The following is a 23865-nucleotide window of genomic DNA, read 5'->3' on the forward strand; positions in this document are numbered from 1 at the left end:
GCCAGGCAAGGCTGGACGGCGCCCCGCCCCGGTAGACTGGCGACCCCTAGAAGACCGGACGCCAACGCCCATGGAACTGCTGTTCACCATCACCCCGGCCCACACCGACTGCCGGCTGCAGGCCGCGCTGCAACGCGAGATGCAGCAGCACGCGCAACAACAGGCCGCCCTGCAGGCCCGGATATTGGGCTGGCAGGAGCGCTGGCTCGCCCCGCTGGTGTTCTGCCTGGGCCTGGGCGGCGGCCTGCTGGCCATCGCTCGGCCGGGCCAGCCGCTGAGCCCCGAAAAAATCATCGCCATGCTGGTCTCGACCGTGCTGTGCATCCTGCTGTGGAAGCGCTACTCAGCGCGCCTGCTCGGCGCGTTGCGTCAGCACCAAGCCATGCGCCTGGCGCCGCTGCAGGGCCTGCTCCGGAAGATGGTGCGCGCAGGCCTACGGGCCCGCCTGCGGCGCATGGAGGGCGGCTACCGCCTGCAGCTGGACGATCAGGGCTTCACGCTGATCCACGACCGGGGTGCGCGAGAGCGGCTCGAATGGGCGCAGATCGCGCGCCTGCAGGCCACGCCCGACTTCTACAAGGTGGCCAGCGCCCGGCTCGCGGCCGAGGGCAAGGCCTACCATATCCCCCGCCACAGCGATGCCATGGACCCGGTCGCCTACCGGCAGGGATTGGCACTGTGGCTGAGCAAATGCCCGATGGAGCCGGAGACCCCAGCCGCCCTGGAGCGCTGATTCAGCGCGTACGGGCGGTGCTTTATTCCCCGGCCGAAAGCTTCATCAGCACCAGGCCGCTGACGATCAGGACCGCCGCTCCCACGCGCATGGCGCTGAGCTGCTCGCCCAGCACCGTGACGCCCACCAGGAATGCACCCACAGCACCGATACCGGTCCAGATCGTATATGCCGTGCCCAGGGGCAGCGAGCGCATGGCCACCGACAGCAGGCCGAAGCTGGCGATCATCGCCACGATGGTGATGGCGCTGTATTTGAGGTTGGTGAAACCATGGGACTGCTTCATGGTGAAGGCCCAGACCACTTCCAGAACGCCGGCCACCAGCAGATAAACCCAAGCCATAGAGAACCTCTTTGAAGATTGAATGGCCAGGCCGTCCCGGCAGGAATTCAGGCCATGCATGGCATCGCCCGGCAAGGTCGTCCCTGCGGCATGAATCCTAATCCGCACGGGCAAATCCGGGCCAGCCATGGGTGGTTCGGCCGCCACAATCATGGTCCGGTTTCTCGTCCGATTCGACGATGTCGCAACGCCGGTCACGCCGCACAGTGACTCGTCCATCCAACGAGAAAATCTGAACAATGAACCGACTGCAAGACCGCGTAGCCCTGATCACGGGCGCAGGTGCCGGCATTGGCAAAGGCGTGGCACGCCGCTTTGCGGCGGAAGGCGCCAGCCTGTGGCTGGCCGATATCAATGCCGAAACCTGTGCCAGGGCCGCCGCAGAAATCCGCGCCGAATTTGGCGTTCAGGTTGCTCATGCCGTGGCCGACGTGAGCGAGCACGCCGCCGTGCAGAGCATGGTCGATGCTGCCCTGGCGCGGTTAGGCCACATCGACATCCTCGTCAACAATGCCTGGGGCCGCCGCCCCGCCAGCGCGCCCGGCTTTGCCAGGGTCGAAACGCTCAGCGACCTCGATTCCGACTGGGCCTGGCGCATCGGTGCGCAATCGGCGCTCTGGGCCATGCAGGCAGTGTTCCCCGGCATGCGGGAGCGGCGCTGGGGCAGGGTCATCAATATGTGCTCGCTCAACGGCGTCAACGCCCACCCTTATTCGGTGGACTACAACATGGCCAAGGAAGCTCTGCGCACGCTCACCCGCTCTGCCGCACGCGAATGGGCGGCCTTTGGCATCTGCTGCAACGCCCTGTGCCCCGGCGCGGCCACCGAAGCCTATCAAAAATTTGCGGTGAGCCAGCCCGAGAACGCCGCCGACATGCTGCGCCTGAACCCCATGGGCCATATGGGCGATCCCGAGCGGGACATTGGCGGCGCGGCCCTATTCCTGGCCAGCGAAGACTGTCGCTATGTCACGGGCAACACGCTGTTTGTCGATGGCGGCAGTCATATCAACGGCGTGCCCTGGTTGCCCAGAGCGAAGTGATGCATGGCCATGGCACACTCGACGCCTTGAGCTGCCCATGCCCCTCGCCACCATGCTTTGCGGATTGAATCACCTCACGCTTGCCGTAACGGACCTGCAGCGCAGCGTGGACTTCTACGTGCGCGTGCTGGGCTTTCGTCCACGCGCGCAGTGGGATATGGGTGCCTATCTAGGACTTGGCGATCTGTGGCTGTGCCTGTCCTCAGACGAACAGCGAAGTCAGGCCAGCACCTCTGACTACACCCACTACGCATTCACGATTGCCCAGCGGGACTTCGCGCACTTTGTGGAGCATGCCAGGTCATGCGGTGTCCGGCAGTGGAAGAGCAACCACAGCGAAGGCGATTCCTTCTACTTTCTGGACCCGGATGGCCACCAGCTCGAAGCCCATGTGGGTTCGCTGGAAAGCCGCCTGGCGCAATGCCGCTTGCGGCCTTACGCAGGCATGCAGTTTTTCGACTGAATCGGCGGCCAGGCAACGACGGCAAGAAAAGGTGCAAGAGCCTGCTTGATACAGCCGCGCTCCAAGAAGCGCCGCCAGTCGACGCAGGGGAGCACGCCTGGCTGCGCCACGCTAGGCGGCCAGCCGCTCCTCTTCTTCCATCACCACCACATTGCCAACCGTCGCGCCATAGTGCGTTGCCACGCGCTTGCGCTGCTTGAGCACGGCCCTGTCCTTGCTGACCAGCAAGGCCTTGTGCTGGCTGGCCAGATCGAGGAAATGCTGGTCGTCGGGATCGGTGCAGGTAAAGCGGATCTTGGGGGCAGCGGACACATATTCGACGGCTGCGTCAAAAGCGGCCATCACGCCTTCGGGCGTCTTGCCGTAGTAGCTGACGCGCGGCGCAATCTGGCTGTAGTGCAGCACGCGCCCCAACTCGATGCGCTGGGCTTCGTCGGCAATCCAGCGTACCTCGCCACGGGCGACCAGCTCGCGGATGGCGGGGATATCCGGGTCGTCAAAGATCAGCATGTCCAGCACCACATTGGTGTCCAGAATCATGGGGCGCGGCAAAGGGCCGTCGTAGCCGGCGTTGCAGGCCGGCCAGCGCAGGGGGGCGATCTTCATTCAGGCCGGCCTTCCGGCTTGCCGCTCTGCTGAGCATCGTCCGCAGGCTTGCGTGGCTTGACCGCGCCCTTGATCATGTCGAAGCAGAACAGACGGCACTCGATAGGGCCGTTCCACATGGGCGTGCGGCGCGACTCCTTGAGGCGCATCTTGCTGGGCAGCTTGAGGTCGGGCGTCAGCATCCAGGCGCTCCAGCCGCTGTAGTTCTTTTTCCAATGGCTGGCCAGCTGACTAAAGAATTCGCCGCCGTCCTCGGTCTGCGCGGTTTCACGGCCTGCGCGTTCGACCTGGCCCATGCGCTCGGCCGCATTGCGGCCTGCGCTGCCGGCGGCCGCAATACGCTCGCCATAGGGCGGGTTCAGCAGCATCATGCCCGGCTGCTCGCTGGGCGGCATGCGCTGCAAGGCATCACCGCCGCGCAGGCTGACCGTGTCGGACACACCCGCACGCTCGGCATTGCGCTGGGCAAAGTCCACCATGCGGAAGGCGATGTCCGAGCCGTAAATGCCCACCGGTGATTCAGGCAGGATCTGGCTCTCGGCCTCATCCAGCATGGCTTCCCATACATGGCGCTGAAAAGGCACGAGCTTCTCGAACGCAAAGCGACGCAGAATGCCGGCCGGAATCTTGCGCGCGATCTGCGCGGCCTCGATCACCAGGGTACCGCTGCCGCAGCAGGGGTCGTACAGCGGCTGGGGGTTGTCGCCATGCGGGTTCCAGCCCGAGGCAGCAATCATGGCCGCGGCCAGGGTTTCCTTGAGCGGGGCATCGCCCTTGTCCTCGCGCCAGCCGCGCTTGAACAGCGCCTCGCCCGAGGTGTCGATATAGAGGGTGGCGCCGTCGGTCGTCAGGTGCAGGTGCACGCGCACATCGGGGTGATGGGTCTCCACGCTGGGGCGCACGCCGTTGCGCTTGGCGCGAAAACGGTCGGCAATCGCGTCCTTGACCTTGAGCGCCGCAAAGTTCAGGCTGGTCAGCGGGCTGTGCTGGGCCGTGACTTCGATCTTGAAGGTTTCCTTGGGGCTAAACCAGATCTCCCAGGCCACCTCGCTGGCGGCTCGGTACAGATCGTTCTCGCTGCGGTACATGGTGTGCGACAGCTCGATCAGCACGCGCTGAGCCAGACGGCTGTGCAGATTGAGCAGCATGGCATCGCGCCACATGCCGCGCAGCATGACGCCGCCCCGGCCCACGAGCAGATCCTGCCCGCTGGCGCCGGTGATGGCGTGGACCTCGTCGGCCAGAAAGCCCTCGACGCCGGCGGCGCAGGGCAGAAACAAATGCAGTTGGTTCATAGAAATCAGTGCGCGCCAGCAGTGGCGCAGGCGCCGGACGCTCACGGGAGCCTGTTGTGCGCTTTACAGGGCATAAGCATACGCGCTAGGCCTTTTCCGGTGCCCGCGCACGACAAGCGTTGCTCTACAGATACACGCAGGGCCCGAGGCATGATGCCAGGCCAAGGAGCGATGACGACATGGAAGAAATCAGCTGGAACGACTTTATGAAGGTGGAACTGCGCGTGGGCCGCGTGCTGCAGGCCGAGGTCTTTGCCGAGGCCCGCAAACCCGCCTACAAGCTGCTGGTGGACCTGGGTCCCGAGCTGGGCCAGCGCAAGTCCAGCGCGCAGATCACCGCCCACTACCAGCCCGAGGAGCTGATAGGACGGCTGGTGGTGGCCGTGGTCAACTTTCCGAAGAAGCAGATTGGGCCTTTGATGAGCGAATGTCTTGTGACCGGCTTTCACGACGCCACGGGAGCCGTGGCCCTGTGCGTGCCCGACAAGGAGGTGCCGCTGGGCACACGTCTGCTGTGATCGGCATATTCAGAGGCAAAATGGCAGCCGGCCATTCTCCCGCCTACGGATACTGCTATGAATATCAGCTTCAACCCGCTGGTGCGCGTGCGCACCGTCACCGCCTTTGTCAACCTGAGCGCTGATGAGGCGCAGTGGCAGGCGGGCCTGACACAGGCCAAGCAGCAATGCGATGCCGTGGCCGATGCCATCGAGGCCCGGGGCTATCAGGTGCAGTCCATCCGCATCGTGAGCAACCCGTTTGGCGAATATCTGGACGTCCGCGGCATAGACGGCGCCCTCGCCGGCCTGCAGCGCATTGCCGAAACGCTCAAGGCCATCAACACCGGCAAACGCCGCATCCGCTTTGCCGTGGGCGAAGCGCGCAATGCGCAGGAAGTGGCCCTGCTGCCGCAGCTGATTGCCGCCTATGGCGACCTGTGCAACGCCTGCGTGAATATCGATCTGGATGAACATGGCTTTGTGCAGACCGGCTTGCTGGCCCAAAGCGTGCAGGCAATTCAGCAAATCGCGCGCACCACGCCGCGCGGCGAAGGCAATTTCAACTTCACGGTCAACTTCAACTGCGCGCCCGGCATTCCCTATTTCCCGGCCAGCTACCACCGCGGCCAGCACCACGGCGCCCTGGTGCTGGGTCTGGAAACGCCAGACCTCATGGTGGCTGAACTGCAGCAGCTGCAGCACCAGCGCCTGCAGCTCGATCACGCGGCATGGTTCAGGCTCGCATTCGAGCGCCTGAGCCAGACCCTGAACGAGCATGCCACCACCATCCAGCGCTGCGCCGACGGTGTGACGCTGGCCGAGGGCTGGCATATCGCGGGCATGGACACCTCGGCTGCGCCTTCGAAGTCCTGCGCCTCCATGGTCGATGTCTACCAACTGCTGGGCGTGCCCCATTTCGGCGCCAGCGGCACGGTGGAGGCCTCGGCCCTGCTGACGCGAGTCTTCAAATCGGTCAGCGGCGTCACGCAAATCGGCTTCAGCGGCCTGATGCTGGCAGTCACCGAGGACGAGGGCCTGGCCCAGGCCAGCCTCGATGAGGAGTTTGATATCCGCGCCCTGCTGACCTACAGCAGCGTCTGCGGCATCGGCCTCGATACCGTGCCCGTGCCGGGCGACAGCAGCGCCGAGCAGATCGCCGCCGTCATGCGCGACACGGGCACCATGGCTTTTCGCCTCAACAAGCCGCTGACGGTACGCCTGTTCCCCGTGCCGGGGCTCAAAGCGGGCGACACCACGGCCTTCGAGAGCGCGGATCTGTGCAACTGCGCCGTACTGGCTCTGCCTTGAGCATCTGACAAGCGGGCAGCTGCGCTTGACCATCAAGCGCCTGCAGCTATTGCTTTTGATATTCCCCTACCCCGGTTCTGTTTGACCTGCCCCCATGGTGACCGCCGGGGTGCCCCCGGTAAAATTGGTCCTTATGGCAAAAATTATCGTTCTGGCACTGGTGCTGCTTTTCTTTGGCTGCGGGCTGTACATGCATCTGCGCGGCAAGGTGCGCCACAAGGTGCTGCGCCAGCTGTTTGACCACTCCACGTTCACGGCGCCGTTCAACGTCTTCATGCTGATGTTCAGCAAGGTGCCGCGCACGCCCTATCTGCCCACCAGCACCTTTCCCGAACTGGCACCGCTGCAGGCCAACTGGCGTGAAATCCGCGAGGAAGCCGTCAATCTGCAAAAGAACATGCAGATCAAGGCCGCCGCCAACAACGACGACGCAGGCTTCAACTCCTTCTTCAAGACCGGCTGGAAGCGCTTCTACCTCAAGTGGTACGGCGACGCCCACCCTTCGGCCATGGAGCTGTGCCCCAGGACCACGGCCCTGGTGAAGTCGATTCCCAGCGTCAAGGCCGCCATGTTTGCCGAGCTGCCGCCCGGCGCCAAGCTCAATCTGCACCGCGACCCCTATGCGGGCTCGCTGCGCTATCACCTGGCCGTGCTGGCCCCCAACGACGACCGCTGCATGATCGAGGTCGACGGCCAGCCCTATAGCTGGCGTGAAGGCGAAGGCGTGATCTTCGACGAGACCTTTATGCACTGGGCCGAGAACCGCAGCGAGGGCAACCGCATCGTGCTGTTCTGCGACGTGGAACGCCCCATGACCAATGGCTTTGCCCAGTGGCTCAATCACTGGCTGGGCAAGAACGTGGTGGCCGCCGCCAGCTCGCCCAACAACGAGGGCGATCCGCGCGGCATGATCAGCAAGATGTTCAAGATTTCCTTCTATGCCGGCAAGTACCGCCGTGCCTTCCGCGACTGGAATCCGACCTTCTACAAGGTCCTCAAGTTCGGGCTGATGATTGGCGTGCTGGTCTGGTTTGTCTGGTGGTTGGTTTCTTGATAACCCCCTGAGGCGCTTTGCGCCTTCCCCCTTTCTCTTCGGAAGGGGACGACATCTTCGCTGCAGGGCGGCCTTTGCTTGCTGTCCCTCACTTGGGTCTTGCTTCATCAAGACATATGGCTCTAAACAAAAAGCCGCTGAATACATCAGCGGCTTTTTTGTGGCTGAGGCGCCCTACAGCGCCTTGCGCAGCGTGGTGGTGGGAATTTTCAGCTGCTCGCGGTACTTGGCCACCGTGCGGCGCGCGCACTCGATGCCCTGCTCCTTGAGCATATCGGCTAGTTTTGCATCCGATAGCGGCTTTTTGGCATCTTCGGCATCGACAAACTGCTTGATCAGCGCACGCACGGCCGTGCTGGAGGCACTGCCGCCGGTTTCCGTACCCAGGCCCGAGCCGAAGAAATACTTGAGCTCGAAGGTGCCTTGGGGCGTGGCCATGTACTTGGCCGTGGTCACGCGGCTGATGGTGGACTCGTGCAGGCCCAGCGTGTCGGCGATATCGCGCAGCACCAGCGGCCGCATGGCCAGCTCGCCATGCACAAAGAAGTTCTTCTGCCGCTCCACGATGGCTTCGGAAACACGCAAGATGGTGTCGAAGCGCTGCTGGATGTTCTTGATGAACCAGCGCGCCTCCTGCAGCTGCTGCTGCAGCGCCGCATGACCGTCGCTGTTCTTGTGGCGACGAAGCACGCTGGCATAGATGTCGTGCACGCGCAGACGCGGCATGACATCGGGGTTGAGCTGCACGGAAAAGTCCGCTCGGCCCGAGCCTGCCCGCACCGGGCGCACGATGACATCGGGTATCACGATATGGCGCTCCACGTCGACAAAGCGGCGCCCCGGACGCGGCTCCAGCCTGGCGATCAGGGCCATGGCTTCGCGCAGTTGCTCCTCGCGTGCGCCACACAGGCTGGTGAGCTTGCGCAGATCGCGCCGCGCCAGCAGGTCCATGGGCTGCGCGCAGATGGATTGCGCCAGCAGCAACCGGTTCATATGCGCCTCGGTCGTGCCCTCGTCCTCGGCGTTGCGGATCAGGTCGCGCAGCTGCAGCTGCAGGCACTCGGCCAGATCACGCGCCCCCACGCCCACGGGCTCCAGGCTTTGCAGCAGCTTCAGAGCAATGACAAAGTGCTGCTCCAGCTCCTCGCGCTCTTCCAGGTCGTCGCCGGCCAGGCTCTGCGCCAGCTCCTGCAGGGAATCCTCGAGATAGCCGTCCTCGCTGAGCGACTCGATGAGAAAGCGCAGTGCCGCCATGTCCGCCGCGCCCAGATGCAGGCTCAGCGCCTGACGATGGAGAAAGTCGGTCAGGCTCTGGTGCTCGCACGCCAGATCGATGGCATCGGTTTCGTCATCGCCGTCGCGGTTGCGCGTGGAGCTGCTGGCCGAGGGCGCATCCCACTCGCTGCTCGATTCGCCGCCCCACTCCCCGTCCTGGCCGTCCATGCCGTCGGCCTCCCAGTTCAGCGTTTCAGGGGTTTCGGGGGTTGACGCTTCCGCTACCGTTTCAGTAGCTGGTTGCGCCTGCAATGACTCCTTTTCAGCATGAATACTATCTGAAGTGCTGTATTCACCGGCGCTAGCAGCTACATCTACAGGAGCATCTCCTGCGGCTTCGGCCTCATCGCCTGCACGTTCAAGAAAAGGGTTGTCGACCAGCATCTGCTCGACTTCCTGCGCCAGCTCCAGAGTGGAGAGCTGCAGCAGCTGAATGGATTGCTGCAGCTGCGGCGTAAGCGACAAATGCTGCGAAACGCGTAGCGAGAGACCTGGCTTCATCGAGGCGCGGCTCCCAGACAATCATTGCCAACGCGCACAGTGCCATGGGTTTGCCGCCGGGCCGCCCCAAGGCAAACCTCGGCGCAGCCGGTCAGGGTCCCTTCCGGGGGCAGCGACCAGACAAAGTGGGGGAGCGTAGGGGTCATCACATTCTGAAATGTTCGCCCAGATAGACGCGGCGCACATCGGCGTTCTCCACGATCTCCTCGGGCGTGCCTTCGGCCAGCACATGGCCGTCGCTGATGATGAAGGCGTGGTCACAGATGCCCAGCGTCTCGCGCACATTGTGGTCGGTAATCAGCACGCCGATGCCGCGCTCCTTGAGGAAGCCGATGATGCGCTGGATCTCGATCACCGCAATCGGGTCGATGCCGGCAAACGGCTCGTCAAGCAGAATGAAGCGCGGTTGCGTGGCCAGGGCCCGGGCAATTTCCACGCGACGGCGTTCACCGCCGGACAGGGCCAGCGCGGGCGACTGGCGCAGATGCTCGACGCGCAGCTCCTGCAGCAGGCCGGTGAGGCGCTTTTCGATCTCGCCCTGCGTCAGCGCCTTGCCCTGCTCGTCCTTTTGCAGCTCCAGCACGGCGCGCACATTGTCTTCCACGCTGAGCTTGCGAAAGATGGAGGCTTCCTGGGGCAGATAGGACAGGCCCAGGCGCGAACGCTGGTGAATCGGCATGCCGCCCACCGGCTGACCGTCGATGAAGATCTCGCCGCCGTCGCTGCGCACCAGGCCCACGATCATGTAGAACGATGTGGTCTTGCCCGCACCGTTGGGGCCGAGCAAACCGACCACCTCGCCTTTTTGCACGGACAGGGACACATCCTTGACCACCTTGCGGCTGCCGTAGGACTTGGCCAGATGCTTGGCCTCCAGGCGGCTGTCGGACTCGCCGCTGCGGCTGCTGGAGAAAGTCGGCTCGCTCATTTCTTCTCGTCAGCTTTCTCGCCGCCCAGCGTCATGCTCTGGCGCAGCTGCGTGGCAGGTGTTGCAGGCTTGGGCTGGGCTCCCGGCGTTCCGTCCTTGGGCGCCATGATGGCGCGCACACGACCGCCCTGCCCCACGGAAGAGCTGGGCAGGCCACCGCTGGTCTTCTGACCATCGACCGTGTAGACGTCTGTGATGTTGTTGTAGATGATGATGGAGCCCGTGACCTGATCACTGAGCTGACCGCCACGGTAGCGGCGCATCTCGCCACGACGGATGAACTTGACGATATCGGCCTTGCCGTCGTACTCGATGACTTCGCCTTCGCCCTCGATGAACTCCTCGGGCTGACCGGCCACCGTATCGCGCTTCTGACGGAAGAAGGCTCGCTTGCCGGCCTCGGCCTTGACCACGCCGTACTGATAGCCCTCGGCGTCCTGCCGCACATCGAGCTGAGCACCGCGCAGCACGATGGTGCCCTTGGTCATCACCACATTGCCGGTGAAGACACTGGTCTGCTGCAGCTCGTCGTGGCGCAGCGCATCCGCCTCGATATTCATGGGCTTGGCGCTGTCGGCTTTTTCGGCATAAGCAATGCCGGTCGCTGCTGCCAGGGCGCAGGCCAGCGCAAGAGGTAGGAGTGTTTTTTTCATGGAAGGCACGTTTCTTGCATCCATTGTAGTCATTCCCTTTTTGCAACTTGCGTAAAAAACACCCATAAAAAAGCCCGCACGACGGCGGGCTCGTTGGGCGTCAAACGTCACTGGCGTCTGCTGCCTGATCTCAGGCCTTGCGACTGGAGGCGACCAGCGCATTGACCACGCGCAGCACATTCTCCATATTGCCGGCCTTGGTGCCGTCCGTGTAGTAGCGGCCGGCCACGCCCATGGCGGGCACGCCTTCGACGTCATATTCGTTTTGCAGCTGAGCGGCCTTGCGCGCCTGATTGGCCACAGTGAAGGAGTTGTAGACCTCCTTGAACTTGGCCAGATCCACGCCCTGCTTGCCGACCCAGTCAAAGATGGCGTCATCGTTCTTGAGCAGGTTGCGATCCACGTGAATGGTACGGAACACCTTGGCGTGCAGCTGGGGCAGCAGGTTCATGCCCTCCAGGGCGTAGTACAGCTTTTGCTGGGGCACGAAAGAGGCATTGAAAGCCACGGGCACGCGGCGCACCACCACATCGGCAGGCTGGCCCTTTGCCCAGGCTTCGAACTGGGATTCGAAGACATTGCAATGCGGGCAGCTGTACCAGAAGAACTCGACCACCTCGACCTTGCCGGCCGGCGCGCTCACGCTGGCGGGCTTGCCGAGCTTGATGTAGTCCTTGCCTTCTTTGGGCGCAGCGCCCTGGGCCCAGCTGGAGGAGGCACCCAGACTCAGGGCACCGGCAGCAGCTGCCGAGGCAGCCAGAGAGAATTCGCGACGTTTCATCTAAACAAACTCCTGTATCAGGTCTGCAGTATCAGAGCCAACAGGCCCAAAAAAGTTCAGCTTTGTCAAAACTACCAATGGCACGAGCCTGAAATCTCAAGCAAGGGCCTTGTTATCTGGCCGCGCGCACCAGGGTCGAGTCCACGCCCGCGCCATCGAGCTTGCCCTTGAGCTGCTCGGCGTCGTCACGCTTGCTGAACGGCCCCACGCGCACGCGGAAAACGGTGATGCCGTTCTGCTCACGCTCGCTGATGCGAGATTCCCAGCCCAGCATGGCCAGCTTGGCACGCTGCGCTTCCGCTTCGCTCTGGCCGCGGAAAGCACCGGCCTGCACAAAGTAGTTGAATGCAGAGTCCGAAGAGGATGCAGTCTGCGCGGCCGCCTTTTCCTTGTCTGCACGCGACTTTTCAGCCTTGTCGGCGGCGGCGGAGCGCTCCTTGACCAGATCACCCAGCGGATCACCCGATGCAGGCTTGGCAGGCTTCTCCGGCGTAGAGGGCGGCGGCGGCGTGGTGACTCCGCCAGTTGCAGTAGGTTGTACCGCAGGCGTGGGCGGCGACACCGTCACGTCGCTCGGAGGAACTGGTGGTGTCACTGGGGGCGGTGCAGGCTGGCGGCTCTGCAGAGGTGCGTTGGGGTCCCAGTTCTTGTTGCGCTCGGCCTCAGCCGCATCGCGCTGAGTGTTGTTTCCACCCTTGTTGAGGAAGGGCACCGGCACCTTGGTCACATAGATGGCCACGGCCAAAGCCGCAGCCAGACCGATGACCATGCCAAAGATAAGCCCCAGGATGGTTCCACCGCGTTGCTGGTTCTTCATATCAGTCGCTTAACGCTTTCTGCTTCAGTTATTCCATTCTCAGATCCATCGCCCCCTGACAGGCAGGCCGGCAGGGCGAGCGATGGACAGGAAACTGGGATTACATGCGCTCGGGTGCGCTCACACCCAGCACCGCCAGACCATTGTGCAACACCTGGGCTGTGGCAGCGACCAGGGCCAGACGTGCGAGCTTGACCTTTTCGTCATCCACCAAAATACGCTCTGCGTCGTAGTAGCTGTGATAGCTGGAGGCCAGATCGCGCAGGTAGAAGGTCACGTCGTGCGGCGCGTTGCCTTCGGCAGCAGCGGTCAGCATCTCCGGGTACTTGGCCAGCAGCAGCATCAGGGCCTGGGCCTGCGGGCCTTCCAGAGCGGACAGGTCGACATCCTTGAGCGTCGCCAGCCCTGCACCACCGGCCTCCTGCCAGGCGCGCAGCACGGACTGGATCCGCGCATGGGCGTACTGCACGTAGTACACGGGGTTGTCGTTGTTCTGGGCCACGGCCAGATCCACATCGAAGGTGTACTCGGTGTCGGGCTTGCGCGAGAGCAGGAAGAAGCGCACGGCGTCTTTGCTGGTCCACTCGATCAGGTCGCGCAGCGTGACGTAGGAGCCGGCGCGCTTGCTGATCTTGACCTCTTCGCCGTTGCGCACCACGCGCACCATGGTGTGCAGCACGTAGTCGGGGTAGCCCTCGGGGATGCCCACATCGGCAGCCTGCAGGCCGGCACGCACGCGGGCAATGGTGCCGTGGTGGTCGGTACCCTGAATGTTCACCACCTTGGTGAAGCCACGCTTGAACTTCTGGATGTGATAAGCCACATCGGGGACAAAGTAGGTGTAGCCGCCGTCGGTCTTGCGCATCACGCGGTCTTTGTCGTCGCCGTAGTCGGTGGACCTGAGCCACAGCGCGCCGTCCTGCTCATAGGTCTTGCCGTTGGCGATCAGGCGGTTCACGGTCGCTTCGACATGGCCGTTTTCGTACAGGCTGGACTCGAGGTAGTACTCGTCGAACTTGAGGTTGAACGCCTGCAGGTCCTTGTCCTGCTCGTTGCGCAGATAGGCCACGGCGAACTGGCGGATATTGTCGTAATCCTCGACATCGCCATTGGCGGTGAACTCGCGGTCATCGGCTTTGATGGTTTCCTTGTTCAGGAAGGCCTTGGCGATGTCGGCAATGTAGTCGCCGTTGTAGAAATTCTTGGCCAGCGGGTTGTCGCTGTCGGTGGGCCAGCATTCGTCACCGGGCTTGAAGCCCTTGGCGCGCAGCTGGGTGCTCTTTGTCAGGGTGTCGATCTGCACGCCCGCGTCGTTGTAATAGAACTCGCGGTGAACCTTCCAGCCCTGGGTGGAATAGAGGTTGCTGATGGCATCGCCGATCGCCGCCTGGCGGCCATGACCCACATGCAGAGGGCCTGTGGGGTTGGCAGAGACGAACTCGACCAGGATGTTCTCGCCGCGATCGGCCTGGTAGCCGAACTTCTGGGCCTGCGCCAGCACTTCGCGCACCACCTCCTGCTTCGCAGCAGGCTTGAGGCGGATGTTGAGAAAGCCCGGGCCCGCGATTTCAATCGCATCCACCCACTGCTGGAAGGCGGCGGTGCCCTCCAGCGCGGCCTTGAGCTGCTCGCCCAGGGCGCGCGGGTTGGCCTTCAGAGGCTTGGCCAGTTGCATGGCCGCTGTGCAGGCGAAATCGCCATGGGCTGCCACTTTGGGGTTTTCAAACGCAGCGCGTGCGCCGGCGCCGGGCGAGAGTGTTTCGAGCTCAGCAGCCAGGGCTGCGAGCAATTCCTGTTTGACGGAGAGCATCGCAGGATTTTACGTGCCGGATTCAAGTCCTGCCGAATCGCTGGCGCCACACCCTTGTTCCAGGGCCGGTTCACAGGCTGCGGGGGTATATCCGCATGTATCGCCGGCCGTACACAGCCCTTGCGCAAATGGCAATCGTTCTCGCCTCAAACCAGAATGCAGACCTTGCCCACGTTCAGCGGCGAGCTCAGTCGCGGCTGGGGCCTGTTTGCCGGCTACACCTTCAACCGCAACACCTACGAGCGCGACATCAACAACCAGGGCCTGGACTTCAATACCTACACGTCCAAGCACATGCTGCGCCTCTGGAGCACCTACCAGTTGCCCGGCGCCTGGGCGTGCCGTCTGGAGCAGCTATGTGCGCAACCAGATCAACAGGCAGTGGCAGGCCTCGTTGAACTTCAACAATATGTTCGACAAGCGCTACTGCACCTCGATCGGCAACCTGGTCAACAGCAGCCACTATGGCGATCCGCGCAATGTGATGCTGACGCTGCGCGGCACGTTCTGAATGCCGCAGACATGAAAAAGGCCGCTTTGCAGGGTCTGGCGCAGACTACATGCCGCGCGCCCAGAAGATCGCAACCACGGCAATCACCGGCACCACATGGCCCTGCCACATCACCCATTTGCGCGTCTGCCTGACCTCCTCGGGCGCCGGCAGCTGGCCGCTCGCATCCAGCGTCTTCTTCCAGCGGCGGAAGGTCAGCGTGGGCTTGAGCGAGAGCAAAAAGGCGATGACAAACAGCGTCATCTTGAGGTGGAACAGCGGCGAGGCCGTATAGGCCCCCATGCCCTTGACGCCCCAGAGCAGTCGCGCAATACCTGTCAGCAGCAGGACGACGGCGGCAATGCCGTAAATCATGTCCAGCCTGGCCAGACGCTGCACCACGGCGGCATTCATCCACTCCACACGGCACAAGGCGGCCTGGCTGGTCAGAAACACCACCAGGGTCAGAATCGCCAGCAGATGGGCGCTGGCAAGAACAGCTTCAAAGGTCATGGCTTCACAGTAGAAAAAAGGACGGATTCAGCGGCCCACATGAGGCCACGGCGACCGATCCATTGTCTACCGTTTCAAGCCCGCTCAGATATCCACGCCAAGACGAAAGAAGTCCGGCTGGTTGTAGTGGTGCTTGAGGTAGTCGATCCACATACGCACGCGCAGCGGCATGTGCTTGCGCTGGGGGAAGACCACGAAGATACCGTTGGGAGGTGCGGCAAACTCTTCCAGCACGGGCACGAGGCGACCCGCGGCGATCTCGGCCTCCACCTCCCAGGTGCTGCGCCAGGCAATGCCCCAGCCCCCCAGGCACCAGTCGTGCAGCACCTGACCATCGGAGCAGTCCAGGGGGCCGCCCGGCTTGAAGTGCACGACCTCGCTGGTGCCGCTTTCGGGATGCGGGATGCGGAAGGCCCAGCCCCGCGTTTGCGAGGCGTCGGACGACAGCGTCAGGCAGTCATGCTGGGTCAGCTCGCTGGGATGCTTGGGCGTGCCGCGGCGCTCCAGATAGCCAGGTGTGGCCACGCACAGGCGACGGTTGTCGGCAATGCGCACGCTGACCAGGGCCGAGTCCGGCAGATCCCCCACGCGCACCGCGCAATCGAAGCCCTCGCCCGCCAGATCGACCACGCGGTCGCTGAGGTTCAGCGAAATGGTGACATCGGGATGCAGGTCTCGAAAACGCGGCACCAGCGGCGCTACATGGCGGCGCCCGAAACCGGCGGGAGCCGTAATGCGCAGATGGCCCGTGGCCTTGACACCGCCGGCCGACACGCTGGCCTCGGCATTGCACACATCGGAGAGCAGGCGCTGGCAATCCTCAAGGAAGGCGCTGCCTTCGTGGGTCAGCGAGATGCGGCGCGTGGTGCGCACCATGAGCTTGACGCCCAGATGCTCTTCCAAAGCGTCCAGACGGCGCCCCATGATGGCGGGCGCCACACCTTCGGCCTTGGCGGCAGCCGTCAAGCTGCCCCTGGTCGCTACCGATACAAAAGACTCAAATGCCTTGAGTTTGTCCATGACCGCTGCTCCTGTCTGGTCCGTGTTGTCTCCTGCTGCGGTAGCGTGCACTGTTAATACAAGAGCACATACCGCACAAGCAGTCTTGATTTCTCAAATGTTTTTATCGAAAGTTCTTTAAACAAGAGCGCTGACTGCTATCACTATAAAAGTCATCAATCAGTGCCGCATGCCTGTCTCGCATGTGACTTTATTGCGATATATCTTACTCAGAAGTCACAAGTTGTCAGCGAATCTCTGATGTTTATATACGTTTATATCAAAATTTACCGTTTTCCCTGAGGCAGGAATATCGCTTATTCGCCAGCGCCATGAGCTGGTGGGCAGAGCCAGGCGTTAAACCTATGATTTGCAAAACACATTTACCCATCCGCTGCCGCCTGCCGTCATGAGCTTTTCACCCGTTTCTGCCGCCCATCTGGTCGATCTGCTGGGCCGCTCCGGCCGGGGCTGTGCACTCTGGAATGCCCAAGGGCTGCTGCTCATGGCCACTCCCGCCTGGTGCCAATGGCTGGATGTGCCCAAGGACGCAAACCCCATCGGCCAGCCGCTGCAGGCTCTGCTGCCTGCCCAGATCTGGCAAGTCCACGGCCAGCGCTTTACCGCCGCAGCCCGGGGCTTGCACCAGGAATATGACGACATAAGGCCTGGTGGCTCCGGTTCGCAGCACCACCGCCGCATACAGCTCATGCCCGGCGCAGCCGATGACCAGGGCCGGCACGAGGTGCTGATGCAGCTCAGCGACATCGGACGCGAATATGCACGTGGCGAAGTCATTGAACGCCAGCGCGAGCAGTTGCAGACCTTGCACGAGCAACTGCGCACCAGCCGCCAGGACGCGGGCGAGCTCGACAGGCTACGTACCCTGCTGGACTGGCGCACGGCCATGCTGAGCGAACACAACGAGATGCTGCAGTTGCTGTCGCACGAAATCCGCCAGCCGCTGAACAATGCCTCGGCTGCCATGCAGGCCACGCTCAAGGCCATCGAAGATCTGCATCTGGCCGATGCCGCACCCGCCGCCAGGGCCTTGCTGCGCGCCGAGCATGTGCTGCAGCAGGTGATAGGCACACTGGACAACACCCTGGCTGCCGGCACGATTTTGGCCGCAGGCGGCAAGGCCGGTGCCTCCAGCGAGACCGATCTGCCAACGCTGATCAAGCTGGTGCTGCACGATATTGCGGCCGACCTGCGCCCGCGCATCGATGTGCAATGGCTGACCACGGCACGCACCGTACAGCTGCATCCGGCGCTGATGCGGCTGACGCTTCGCAATCTGCTCAACAACGCCCTGGCCTATGCGCCCGCAGATACCCGGGTGCAGTTGCGCATCTCCGAGTCCGACGAGCCGCTGGCGCTGATTCTGGAAGTCATGGACCAGGGCCCCGGCATTGCCGAGGAACTGCTCCCGCATCTGTTCGAAAAAGGCTTGCGCGGCCACCACAGCCATAGCCGCCCGGGTGCAGGCCTGGGCCTGTTCATCGTGCATTCGGTCTTGCAGTTGCACCAAGGTACAGTACAAGCTCTGCCGCACCGCCCGCATGGCACGATCATGCGCCTGGTCATTCCCCAAGGTCTTGCCGAATGAGGTCCGCCGCCCATGCTGCCTGCCACTCTTGCCCTGGTCGACGACGACACCGAGTACTGCGAATTTCTGGCCCAGCATCTGCGCAGCCAGGGCGTGGAAGTCGCGGCATACAGCGACAGCAGCGACCTGCTGGCCGACGACGCACCCTATCGCTTTGATTTCTATGTCCTGGACCTGATGCTGCCGGGGGTTGCCGGCACCGAGCTGCTGCGCATCATCCGCAAGCGCAGCCAGGCGGGCGTGCTGATTGTCTCGGGGCGCCTGGGACCCGAAGTGTTTGCCGAGGTCATCAACGCCGGTGCAGATATGTATCTGACCAAGCCCGTGAGCTTCGAGCAGGTGGAGCTGGCGGTACGCGCCGTGCACCGGCGCATCATGACGACGGCCCGGACGGCCACGGCCTGGAAGCTGGACAGCCGCCGCAGCCTGCTGACCGCCCCCGACGGCCAGAGCGTGGAGCTGGGCGCCACCGACCTGATGCTGATGGAGTGCTTTTTGCAGGCCCAGGGCGAAACCGTCAGCCGCGACCATATCCGCAGCCTGCTGACCCATACCAGCGCAGCCGAGTCCGACAACAACCTGCACGCCACCATCTACCGCCTGCGCCGCCGCATCGAAAAGGCAACGCCCGTGGCCGTGCCACTGCAGTCCCAACAGAAAGTGGGCTACCAGTTCCGAGCCCCGTTGATCGCGGCCTGATCAGTGCGGCGCGGCGCGGAAAACAAGAACCGATCCCCTGTCCCTTTGCGCCTCTTCAGGCCGGCTGAATCACATGACGAACTTGGACTCCACATCCGAGGCCTTGCGCCTGGCCAGGGCCAGGTTGGCACGGCTGTTGTCCAGCACGTAGTAGATGAAGATGCCGTTGATCTTCTCGGCAGGGCGCAGGATGTGATACTGCTTGCCCAGAGTGATCAGAATGTCTTCGATGCTGTCGTTCAGACCCAGGGACTTCATGGTCTTCATCTTGGCGCGCACCACTTCGGTATTGCCGGCAGCGGCCAGCTCCAGGTCCACGCCGGAACCTATGCTGCCCAGCAGCATGCCGCTGTTGTAATCCACCACTGCCGCGCACATGGCGCCATCCAGGGTCATCAGATCTTGCAGGCTTTCGTTCAGATTCGCCATCAGGAGCTCCTTGGTAAAGATGGGCTGGCCGATATCGGAAGATGCTCAATTTGTTTCAAGATTAACAAATCATTTCTGAGCGCGGATATCGACTTATGACAGACAAAGCCTCGTCATTTGATTGCATGTACTCACTCCTACATCAAGGATCAGGCACGCGAGAACACCGTCCAATCTGCCGCAAGCTCAGGCCTGGCAAGCGATTGAAGCTATTGCTTCGGGAAAGAGCTCGCCCCGCCTCTTCCAGTCTCTGCAAGCCATTGCTGAGCCGGTCACCGCCGAAGCCGCCGCGCCTACCGGTCAGAACTGACGAACTCTGGCGCCTTTGGTGCGTAAAACGCATAAAGTCCAGCAACTCCATATAAAAACATCATGAGTTCTGAACTATTTAGGCTATTTATGTACTCAAAAAATTCAAATACAGTCTCCACACATGCTGCCCGTGATGGGCAACGACTCCTGAATCCAGAGACATCACAACCAGAGGTTTCCAATGACTGATCGCACCCAAGTCCACGGCCTGCAAGTCGCCACCGAGCTGTACAACTTTGTGAACACGCAAGTGCTGCCTGGCACGGGCGTGGACCAGGACACCTACTGGAAGGGCTTCGACGCCATCGTGGCCGATCTGGCGCCCAAGAACGCAGCCCTGCTGGCCGAGCGCGATCGCCTGCAGACGCAGCTCGATACCTGGCACAAGGCCAACCCCGGCCCCATCACTGACATGGTGGCCTACCGCAAGTTTCTGACGACCATCGGCTATCTGGTCGAGTCCCCCAAGGGCGCCAAGGCAACGACCGAGAACGTGGATGCCGAGCTGGCCATCCAGGCCGGCCCCCAGCTGGTCGTGCCCATCCTGAACGCCCGCTACGCGCTGAACGCCGCCAACGCCCGCTGGGGTTCGCTGTACGACGCGCTGTATGGCACGGACGCCATCAGCGAAGAAGGCGGCGCTGAAAAGGGCAAGGGCTACAACCCCGTGCGCGGCGCCAAGGTCATCGAGTTCGCACGCAACTTCCTGGATCAGGCCGTGCCCCTGGCTTCCGGCTCGCACAAGGACTCCACCGGCTACGCCGTCGAAGGCGGCAAGCTGGTCGTGTCACTGAAAGACGGCAGCAAGACCGGTCTGAAGGATGAAGCCAAGTTCATCGGCTACCAGGGCGATGCTGCGGCTCCCACATCGGTGCTGCTCAAGAACAACGGCATTCACATCGACATCATCGTCAACAAGTCCACCCCCATTGGCGGCACCGATGCTGCCGGCGTGGCCGATGTGGTGGTCGAAGCCGCTTTGTCCACCATTCTGGATCTGGAAGACTCCGTGGCCGCCGTGGATGCCGAAGACAAGGTCAACGGCTACGCCAACTGGCTGGGCATTCTGAAAGGCACGCTGACCGAGTCCTTTGAAAAGGGCGGCAAGACCGTGACCCGTGGCCTGAACCCCGACCGCGAATACACCGGCGCCGACGGCAAGAGCGTGAAGCTGCACGGCCGCTCGCTGATGTTCGTGCGCAACGTGGGTCACCTGATGACCAACCCCGCCGTACTGTGGGGCCCCGAGCACAAGGAAATCCCCGAAGGCATCATGGACGCGCTGGTGACCACCGCCATCGCCATCCATGACCTCAAGGGCAACGGTGCCAACGGCATTAAAAACAGCCGCACCGGCTCCGTCTACATCGTCAAGCCCAAGATGCACGGCCCCGCCGAAGCCGCTTTTGCCAACGAGCTGTTCGGCCGCGTGGAGCAGGTTCTGGGCCTGCCCGAAAACACCGTCAAGCTGGGCATCATGGACGAAGAGCGCCGCACCAGCGTGAACCTGAAGGCCGCGATTGCAGCCGCCCCGGCCCGCGTTGCCTTCATCAACACCGGCTTCCTGGACCGCACCGGCGATGAAATGCACACCGCCATGTATGCCGGCCCCATGGTCCGCAAGGCCGACATGAAGACCTGCGCCTGGCTGCCCGCGTATGAAAAAAACAATGTGCTGGTCGGCCTGAACATGGGCCTGCGCGGCCGCGCCCAGATCGGCAAGGGCATGTGGGCCATGCCCGACCTGATGAAGGCCATGCTGGAGCAGAAGATTGCCCAGCCCAAGGCCGGTGCCAACACCGCCTGGGTGCCCTCGCCCACTGGCGCCACCCTGCACGCCCTGCACTATCACCAGATCAATGTGGCCGACGTGCAAAAGGGTCTGGAAAGCCCCAACGCCGACGCCGAGTGCGACGAGCTGCTGAACGCCATCCTGCAAGTGCCCGTGTCCACCAACCCCAACTGGAGCGATGCGGAAAAGCAGCAGGAAGTGGACAACAACGTGCAAGGCATCCTGGGCTATGTGGTGCGCTGGATCGACCAGGGCGTGGGCTGCTCCAAGGTGCCCGACATCCACAACGTGGGCCTGATGGAAGACCGCGCCACGCTGCGCATCTCCAGCCAGCACATCGCCAACTGGCTGCAGCACGGCATCGTCACCGAAGCCATGGTGCGCGACAGCTATGCCCGCATGGCCAAGATCGTGGACGAGCAGAACGCCGGCGACGCCGCCTACAAGAGCCTGGCGGCCAACCCCGATGGCGCGGCTTACCAGGCCGCTCTGGATCTGGTGTTCAAGGGCAAGGAACAGCCTTCCGGCTACACCGAGCCTCTGCTGCACGCCTGGCGCCTGAAGGTCAAGGCCGGCGCCTGATGGCCAGGCAAGGCCGCTCCTGAATAAGGAGTGGCTTTCGCTTGATATCAAAGGATATGAAAGGTATTTATATCTGAATCCATTGATTCAAAAGCGCAAGCAGCTATCGAAAATGCACTCCATGTCAGTACATCGAGTGCATTTTTCTTGACCTCGCCACTCGCAGTGCGTTATCGCTTCTACACTGCGGCCATGCCCACCGATCCCCTCATAGACGCCAGCCGCTGCCCTCTGTGCGGCCAGCCCAACCAGTGCGCCATCAGCGCCGGCCTGCCGCCGCACAGCTGCTGGTGCATGCAGACCCCGGTTTCCCAGGACGCGCTGCAGAGGCTGCCCACAGACGCACGCGGCAAGGCCTGCATCTGCCCCGCCTGTGCGCGGCCGCTCGACAACGATTCCCCCCCTGCCTGATCCTGCGCTCACCGCCTTGCAGCTCGGGCATTCCACCACAGTCAGGAGACCTTGATGCCCACCTATCGCATTGAACTGTTTGAAGGCCGCAGCGTTGAACAAAAGCGCAAGCTGGCCGAAGAAATCACCCGCGTGACCACCGAGGTGCTGGGCAGCGCCCCCGAGTCCGTGGACATCATCATCACCGACGTGCCGCGCCACAACTGGGCCACCGGCGGCAAGCTCTGGTCGGAGCAAAGCTGAGCGGCCCGCACGCAGCCAGGACCGTCCCGGGACGGCTCTTGAGCCGCCCGGCCTTATGATGGGCCTCTTTTCCCAACCCAAGCCAGCAAGGAAACCTGCACATGCCCACCTACCATGTCGAAATGATGGAAGGCCGTACCGTCGAACAAAAGCGCAAGCTGGTCGAAGAAATCACCCGCGTCAGCGTTGAAGTGCTGGGTGGCTCGCCCGAATCGGTGGACATCATCATCACCGACATCAAGCGCCACGACTGGGCCACCGGCGGCAAGCTCTGGCTGGACCGCGAATAGGCCATCGCCGCCCTCTTGCGCAAAGCAGCTTCGGCTGCTTTTTTCATGCCGGCCCGAGAACGGTTGACGATCTCTGCCATACAGCACCATCATTGACCAGATCATCCATAGATTCTTGGGCTATAAAGCTTTTTTGCCTGAAAGATATGACAACGCCATGTGCCAGCTGCTTGGAATGAACTGCAACACGCCCACCGATGTGCGCTTTAGCTTCTCAGGCTTCACGCAGCGCGCGGGCAACACCGGCGACCACACCGACGGCTGGGGCATCGCCTTCTTCGAAGACAAGGGCCTGCGCCACTTCGTCGATCACGAACGCGCTGTCGACTCCCAGATCGCCAAGCTCATCCGCGAATACCCGATCAAGAGCACCAACGTCATCGCCCATATCCGCAAGGCCACCCAGGGCGTGGTCAGCCTGCAGAACTGCCACCCCTTCGTGCGCGAGCTCTGGGGACGCAACTGGGTCTTCGCGCACAACGGCGACCTCAAGAACTTCGCCCCCAAGCTGCATGCCCACTTCCAGCCCATTGGCAACACGGACAGTGAGCAGGCCTTCTGCTGGATCATGCAGGAGCTATGGAAGTCCCATGCGGGCGTGCCCAGCATCGAAGAGCTGACCCACACCCTGCGCGAGCTGGCCGCGAAGATCGCACCGCACGGCACGTTCAACTTCCTGCTCTCCAACGGCGAAGCGCTCTGGGCCCATGCCACGACCCACCTCTGCTACATCGAGCGTAGACATCCCTTCACCCAGGCGCAGCTGTCCGACGAAGATCTCAGCGTGGATTTCTCCCGCGAAACCACCCCCCAGGACAAGGTGGCCATCATCGTCACCGCCCCTCTGACACAGAACGAGCAGTGGATCCCTTTCCAGAACGGGGAGCTGCGCGTGTTTGTGCATGGCCAGGCGGCGCCTTATTGAAGTGCGTCAGACCGGCATTGCAAAATAAAAAGAGAGCGCCTAGCGCTCTCTTTTTATGGGTTTCCGGTATTTTTACAGCTGTAATCCTTTGACAGCCTGCGGCAAACGCTCCCTATTTCGAAGCGCCCAATAAAAAACCCCGTAATCTTTCGACTACGGGGTTTTCACTGTAAGAGCCTGACGATGACCTACTTTCACACGGGAACCCGCACTATCATCGGCGCAAAGTCGTTTCACTGTCCTGTTCGGGATGGGAAGGAGTGGTACCAACTTGCTATGGTCATCAGGCATAAACTTTTTGTCAGATTGACGGCGCCTTGATTAACTTCTTAATCTCGTTCACCTTCAGTCCAACGAATTCATAGAGTCTTCAATCAGCTTTTCGATTGCGCCTTTTCGGCATAACTAGAACTTGCGTTCTGTCTTTATTTTTTCCAGGCTTACCCAAAGTTATAGGGTCA

26 protein-coding genes and 1 rRNA gene are annotated in these 23865 nt (G+C 62.4%); 14 read left to right on the forward strand and 13 right to left on the reverse strand.

Features of this window, described 5'->3' with window-relative positions:
- Positions 1-70: 70 nt before the first annotated feature.
- Entirely contained in the window at positions 71-733 is a 663-nt protein-coding gene (locus AC1RTQ_RS04415) for a hypothetical protein (RefSeq protein WP_492874494.1), read from the forward strand.
- Positions 734-755: 22 nt separating this feature from the next.
- Here the strand turns inward: AC1RTQ_RS04415 and AC1RTQ_RS04420 are convergent, their stop codons facing one another.
- Positions 756-1076: a DMT family transporter gene (locus AC1RTQ_RS04420; RefSeq protein ID WP_003080957.1), complete on the reverse strand. Its 321-nt coding sequence runs from the start codon at positions 1074-1076 to the stop codon at positions 756-758.
- 239 nt (positions 1077-1315) lie between these two features.
- Here AC1RTQ_RS04420 and AC1RTQ_RS04425 point away from each other — a divergent pair, with 239 nt between their 5' ends.
- Both AC1RTQ_RS04425 and fos read left to right on the forward strand, forming a co-directional pair.
- Positions 1316-2119: an SDR family NAD(P)-dependent oxidoreductase gene (locus tag AC1RTQ_RS04425; protein WP_492874495.1), complete on the forward strand. Its 804-nt coding sequence runs from the start codon at positions 1316-1318 to the stop codon at positions 2117-2119.
- 52 nt (positions 2120-2171) lie between these two features.
- Positions 2172-2582: a fosfomycin resistance glutathione transferase gene (fos, locus tag AC1RTQ_RS04430; RefSeq protein ID WP_492874520.1), complete on the forward strand. Its 411-nt coding sequence runs from the start codon at positions 2172-2174 to the stop codon at positions 2580-2582.
- A gap of 111 nt (positions 2583-2693) precedes the next feature.
- On the opposite strand, the gene AC1RTQ_RS04435 is transcribed toward fos, so the two are convergent.
- Both AC1RTQ_RS04435 and AC1RTQ_RS04440 read right to left on the reverse strand, forming a co-directional pair.
- Positions 2694-3188 (reverse strand): PIN domain-containing protein, encoded by a 495-nt coding sequence (locus AC1RTQ_RS04435; RefSeq protein WP_409815329.1) that lies wholly within the window; start codon positions 3186-3188, stop codon positions 2694-2696.
- Positions 3185-4483 carry a THUMP domain-containing class I SAM-dependent RNA methyltransferase gene (locus AC1RTQ_RS04440; RefSeq protein WP_492874496.1) on the reverse strand — a complete coding sequence of 433 codons (1299 nt, stop codon included), beginning with the start codon at positions 4481-4483 and terminating at the stop codon, positions 3185-3187. The genes AC1RTQ_RS04435 and AC1RTQ_RS04440 overlap by 4 nt, the downstream gene beginning before the upstream one ends.
- 179 nt (positions 4484-4662) lie before the next feature.
- Here AC1RTQ_RS04440 and AC1RTQ_RS04445 point away from each other — a divergent pair, with 179 nt between their 5' ends.
- The 3 genes from AC1RTQ_RS04445 to AC1RTQ_RS04455 all read left to right on the forward strand — a co-directional run bounded on the left by AC1RTQ_RS04445 (position 4663) and on the right by AC1RTQ_RS04455 (position 7345).
- A complete protein-coding gene (locus AC1RTQ_RS04445) occupies positions 4663-5001 on the forward strand; it encodes a tRNA-binding protein (RefSeq protein ID WP_053283100.1) in 339 nt (112 codons plus the stop codon).
- A 57-nt stretch (positions 5002-5058) separates the two neighbouring features.
- Entirely contained in the window at positions 5059-6291 is a 1233-nt protein-coding gene (locus AC1RTQ_RS04450) for a DUF711 family protein (RefSeq protein ID WP_492874497.1), read from the forward strand.
- Between the two features lie 133 nt (positions 6292-6424).
- Positions 6425-7345 carry an aspartyl/asparaginyl beta-hydroxylase domain-containing protein gene (locus AC1RTQ_RS04455; protein WP_492874498.1) on the forward strand — a complete coding sequence of 307 codons (921 nt, stop codon included), beginning with the start codon at positions 6425-6427 and terminating at the stop codon, positions 7343-7345.
- Between the two features lie 174 nt (positions 7346-7519).
- On the opposite strand, the gene AC1RTQ_RS04460 is transcribed toward AC1RTQ_RS04455, so the two are convergent.
- The 6 genes from AC1RTQ_RS04460 to argS all read right to left on the reverse strand — a co-directional run bounded on the left by AC1RTQ_RS04460 (position 7520) and on the right by argS (position 14110).
- Positions 7520-9121, reverse strand: a complete 1602-nt coding sequence (locus tag AC1RTQ_RS04460) for an RNA polymerase factor sigma-54 (protein WP_492874499.1) — start codon at positions 9119-9121, stop codon at positions 7520-7522.
- Between the two features lie 145 nt (positions 9122-9266).
- Complete coding sequence (lptB, locus tag AC1RTQ_RS04465) at positions 9267-10049, reverse strand: LPS export ABC transporter ATP-binding protein (protein WP_003060565.1); 783 nt, start codon at positions 10047-10049, stop codon at positions 9267-9269.
- Positions 10046-10702, reverse strand: coding sequence for a lipopolysaccharide transport periplasmic protein LptA (lptA, locus tag AC1RTQ_RS04470; protein WP_302088695.1), 657 nt, complete (start codon positions 10700-10702; stop codon positions 10046-10048). The genes lptB and lptA overlap by 4 nt, the downstream gene beginning before the upstream one ends.
- Before the next feature lie 130 nt (positions 10703-10832).
- Positions 10833-11483 (reverse strand): thiol:disulfide interchange protein DsbA/DsbL, encoded by a 651-nt coding sequence (locus AC1RTQ_RS04475; protein WP_492874500.1) that lies wholly within the window; start codon positions 11481-11483, stop codon positions 10833-10835.
- 112 nt (positions 11484-11595) lie between these two features.
- Positions 11596-12300, reverse strand: a complete 705-nt coding sequence (locus AC1RTQ_RS04480) for an SPOR domain-containing protein (RefSeq protein WP_492874501.1) — start codon at positions 12298-12300, stop codon at positions 11596-11598.
- 100 nt (positions 12301-12400) lie between these two features.
- On the reverse strand, positions 12401-14110 hold the full coding sequence (gene argS, locus AC1RTQ_RS04485; RefSeq protein ID WP_492874502.1) for an arginine--tRNA ligase: 1710 nt from the start codon (positions 14108-14110) through the stop codon (positions 12401-12403).
- 358 nt (positions 14111-14468) lie between these two features.
- Here argS and AC1RTQ_RS04490 point away from each other — a divergent pair, with 358 nt between their 5' ends.
- Positions 14469-14621: a hypothetical protein gene (locus tag AC1RTQ_RS04490; protein ID WP_492874503.1), complete on the forward strand. Its 153-nt coding sequence runs from the start codon at positions 14469-14471 to the stop codon at positions 14619-14621.
- Between the two features lie 45 nt (positions 14622-14666).
- Here the strand turns inward: AC1RTQ_RS04490 and AC1RTQ_RS04495 are convergent, their stop codons facing one another.
- Positions 14667-15113 (reverse strand): DUF2214 family protein, encoded by a 447-nt coding sequence (locus AC1RTQ_RS04495; RefSeq protein ID WP_492874504.1) that lies wholly within the window; start codon positions 15111-15113, stop codon positions 14667-14669.
- An 84-nt stretch (positions 15114-15197) separates the two neighbouring features.
- On the reverse strand, positions 15198-16133 hold the full coding sequence (locus tag AC1RTQ_RS04500) for a LysR family transcriptional regulator (RefSeq protein ID WP_034355246.1): 936 nt from the start codon (positions 16131-16133) through the stop codon (positions 15198-15200).
- Positions 16134-16521: 388 nt separating this feature from the next.
- Here AC1RTQ_RS04500 and AC1RTQ_RS04505 point away from each other — a divergent pair, with 388 nt between their 5' ends.
- Positions 16522-17721 (forward strand): sensor histidine kinase, encoded by a 1200-nt coding sequence (locus tag AC1RTQ_RS04505; protein WP_492874505.1) that lies wholly within the window; start codon positions 16522-16524, stop codon positions 17719-17721.
- A gap of 12 nt (positions 17722-17733) precedes the next feature.
- Positions 17734-18420: a response regulator transcription factor gene (locus AC1RTQ_RS04510; protein ID WP_302088689.1), complete on the forward strand. Its 687-nt coding sequence runs from the start codon at positions 17734-17736 to the stop codon at positions 18418-18420.
- 69 nt (positions 18421-18489) lie between these two features.
- Here the strand turns inward: AC1RTQ_RS04510 and AC1RTQ_RS04515 are convergent, their stop codons facing one another.
- Positions 18490-18849, reverse strand: a complete 360-nt coding sequence (locus tag AC1RTQ_RS04515; RefSeq protein ID WP_304351869.1) for a hypothetical protein — start codon at positions 18847-18849, stop codon at positions 18490-18492.
- Between the two features lie 493 nt (positions 18850-19342).
- On the opposite strand from AC1RTQ_RS04515, the gene AC1RTQ_RS04520 reads away from it, so the two are divergent.
- From AC1RTQ_RS04520 to AC1RTQ_RS04540, 5 genes are all read left to right on the forward strand, one after another.
- Complete coding sequence (locus AC1RTQ_RS04520) at positions 19343-21535, forward strand: malate synthase G (RefSeq protein ID WP_304351870.1); 2193 nt, start codon at positions 19343-19345, stop codon at positions 21533-21535.
- A gap of 192 nt (positions 21536-21727) precedes the next feature.
- Positions 21728-21946, forward strand: a complete 219-nt coding sequence (locus AC1RTQ_RS04525; protein WP_492874521.1) for a cysteine-rich CWC family protein — start codon at positions 21728-21730, stop codon at positions 21944-21946.
- A gap of 54 nt (positions 21947-22000) precedes the next feature.
- Positions 22001-22189, forward strand: coding sequence for a 4-oxalocrotonate tautomerase (locus AC1RTQ_RS04530; RefSeq protein ID WP_003060526.1), 189 nt, complete (start codon positions 22001-22003; stop codon positions 22187-22189).
- Positions 22190-22290: 101 nt separating this feature from the next.
- Positions 22291-22479, forward strand: coding sequence for a 4-oxalocrotonate tautomerase (locus AC1RTQ_RS04535; protein WP_003060524.1), 189 nt, complete (start codon positions 22291-22293; stop codon positions 22477-22479).
- A 157-nt stretch (positions 22480-22636) separates the two neighbouring features.
- Complete coding sequence (locus AC1RTQ_RS04540) at positions 22637-23404, forward strand: class II glutamine amidotransferase (RefSeq protein WP_304351871.1); 768 nt, start codon at positions 22637-22639, stop codon at positions 23402-23404.
- 175 nt (positions 23405-23579) lie between these two features.
- Here AC1RTQ_RS04540 and rrf read toward each other — a convergent pair.
- A 5S ribosomal RNA gene (rrf, locus tag AC1RTQ_RS04545) occupies positions 23580-23692 on the reverse strand.
- Positions 23693-23865: the final 173 nt, after the last annotated feature.

It is taken from the genome of Comamonas sp. GW821-FHT11H03 (assembly GCF_058807955.1).

What these genes read in the sequence shown, in the direction of transcription:
- AC1RTQ_RS04415 (WP_492874494.1), top strand. Translation starts at nt 71, where the DNA reads ATGGAACTGCTGTTCACCATCACCCCGGCCCACACCGACTGCCGGCTG.
- AC1RTQ_RS04420 (WP_003080957.1), bottom strand. Translation starts at nt 1,076, where the DNA reads ATGGCTTGGGTTTATCTGCTGGTGGCCGGCGTTCTGGAAGTGGTCTGG.
- AC1RTQ_RS04425 (WP_492874495.1), top strand. Translation starts at nt 1,316, where the DNA reads ATGAACCGACTGCAAGACCGCGTAGCCCTGATCACGGGCGCAGGTGCC.
- fos (WP_492874520.1), top strand. Translation starts at nt 2,172, where the DNA reads ATGCTTTGCGGATTGAATCACCTCACGCTTGCCGTAACGGACCTGCAG.
- AC1RTQ_RS04435 (WP_409815329.1), bottom strand. Translation starts at nt 3,188, where the DNA reads ATGAAGATCGCCCCCCTGCGCTGGCCGGCCTGCAACGCCGGCTACGAC.
- AC1RTQ_RS04440 (WP_492874496.1), bottom strand. Translation starts at nt 4,483, where the DNA reads ATGAACCAACTGCATTTGTTTCTGCCCTGCGCCGCCGGCGTCGAGGGC.
- AC1RTQ_RS04445 (WP_053283100.1), top strand. Translation starts at nt 4,663, where the DNA reads ATGGAAGAAATCAGCTGGAACGACTTTATGAAGGTGGAACTGCGCGTG.
- AC1RTQ_RS04450 (WP_492874497.1), top strand. Translation starts at nt 5,059, where the DNA reads ATGAATATCAGCTTCAACCCGCTGGTGCGCGTGCGCACCGTCACCGCC.
- AC1RTQ_RS04455 (WP_492874498.1), top strand. Translation starts at nt 6,425, where the DNA reads ATGGCAAAAATTATCGTTCTGGCACTGGTGCTGCTTTTCTTTGGCTGC.
- AC1RTQ_RS04460 (WP_492874499.1), bottom strand. Translation starts at nt 9,121, where the DNA reads ATGAAGCCAGGTCTCTCGCTACGCGTTTCGCAGCATTTGTCGCTTACG.
- lptB (WP_003060565.1), bottom strand. Translation starts at nt 10,049, where the DNA reads ATGAGCGAGCCGACTTTCTCCAGCAGCCGCAGCGGCGAGTCCGACAGC.
- lptA (WP_302088695.1), bottom strand. Translation starts at nt 10,702, where the DNA reads ATGAAAAAAACACTCCTACCTCTTGCGCTGGCCTGCGCCCTGGCAGCA.
- AC1RTQ_RS04475 (WP_492874500.1), bottom strand. Translation starts at nt 11,483, where the DNA reads ATGAAACGTCGCGAATTCTCTCTGGCTGCCTCGGCAGCTGCTGCCGGT.
- AC1RTQ_RS04480 (WP_492874501.1), bottom strand. Translation starts at nt 12,300, where the DNA reads ATGAAGAACCAGCAACGCGGTGGAACCATCCTGGGGCTTATCTTTGGC.
- argS (WP_492874502.1), bottom strand. Translation starts at nt 14,110, where the DNA reads ATGCTCTCCGTCAAACAGGAATTGCTCGCAGCCCTGGCTGCTGAGCTC.
- AC1RTQ_RS04495 (WP_492874504.1), bottom strand. Translation starts at nt 15,113, where the DNA reads ATGACCTTTGAAGCTGTTCTTGCCAGCGCCCATCTGCTGGCGATTCTG.
- AC1RTQ_RS04500 (WP_034355246.1), bottom strand. Translation starts at nt 16,133, where the DNA reads ATGGACAAACTCAAGGCATTTGAGTCTTTTGTATCGGTAGCGACCAGG.
- AC1RTQ_RS04505 (WP_492874505.1), top strand. Translation starts at nt 16,522, where the DNA reads ATGAGCTTTTCACCCGTTTCTGCCGCCCATCTGGTCGATCTGCTGGGC.
- AC1RTQ_RS04510 (WP_302088689.1), top strand. Translation starts at nt 17,734, where the DNA reads ATGCTGCCTGCCACTCTTGCCCTGGTCGACGACGACACCGAGTACTGC.
- AC1RTQ_RS04515 (WP_304351869.1), bottom strand. Translation starts at nt 18,849, where the DNA reads ATGGCGAATCTGAACGAAAGCCTGCAAGATCTGATGACCCTGGATGGC.
- AC1RTQ_RS04520 (WP_304351870.1), top strand. Translation starts at nt 19,343, where the DNA reads ATGACTGATCGCACCCAAGTCCACGGCCTGCAAGTCGCCACCGAGCTG.
- AC1RTQ_RS04525 (WP_492874521.1), top strand. Translation starts at nt 21,728, where the DNA reads ATGCCCACCGATCCCCTCATAGACGCCAGCCGCTGCCCTCTGTGCGGC.
- AC1RTQ_RS04530 (WP_003060526.1), top strand. Translation starts at nt 22,001, where the DNA reads ATGCCCACCTATCGCATTGAACTGTTTGAAGGCCGCAGCGTTGAACAA.
- AC1RTQ_RS04535 (WP_003060524.1), top strand. Translation starts at nt 22,291, where the DNA reads ATGCCCACCTACCATGTCGAAATGATGGAAGGCCGTACCGTCGAACAA.
- AC1RTQ_RS04540 (WP_304351871.1), top strand. Translation starts at nt 22,637, where the DNA reads ATGTGCCAGCTGCTTGGAATGAACTGCAACACGCCCACCGATGTGCGC.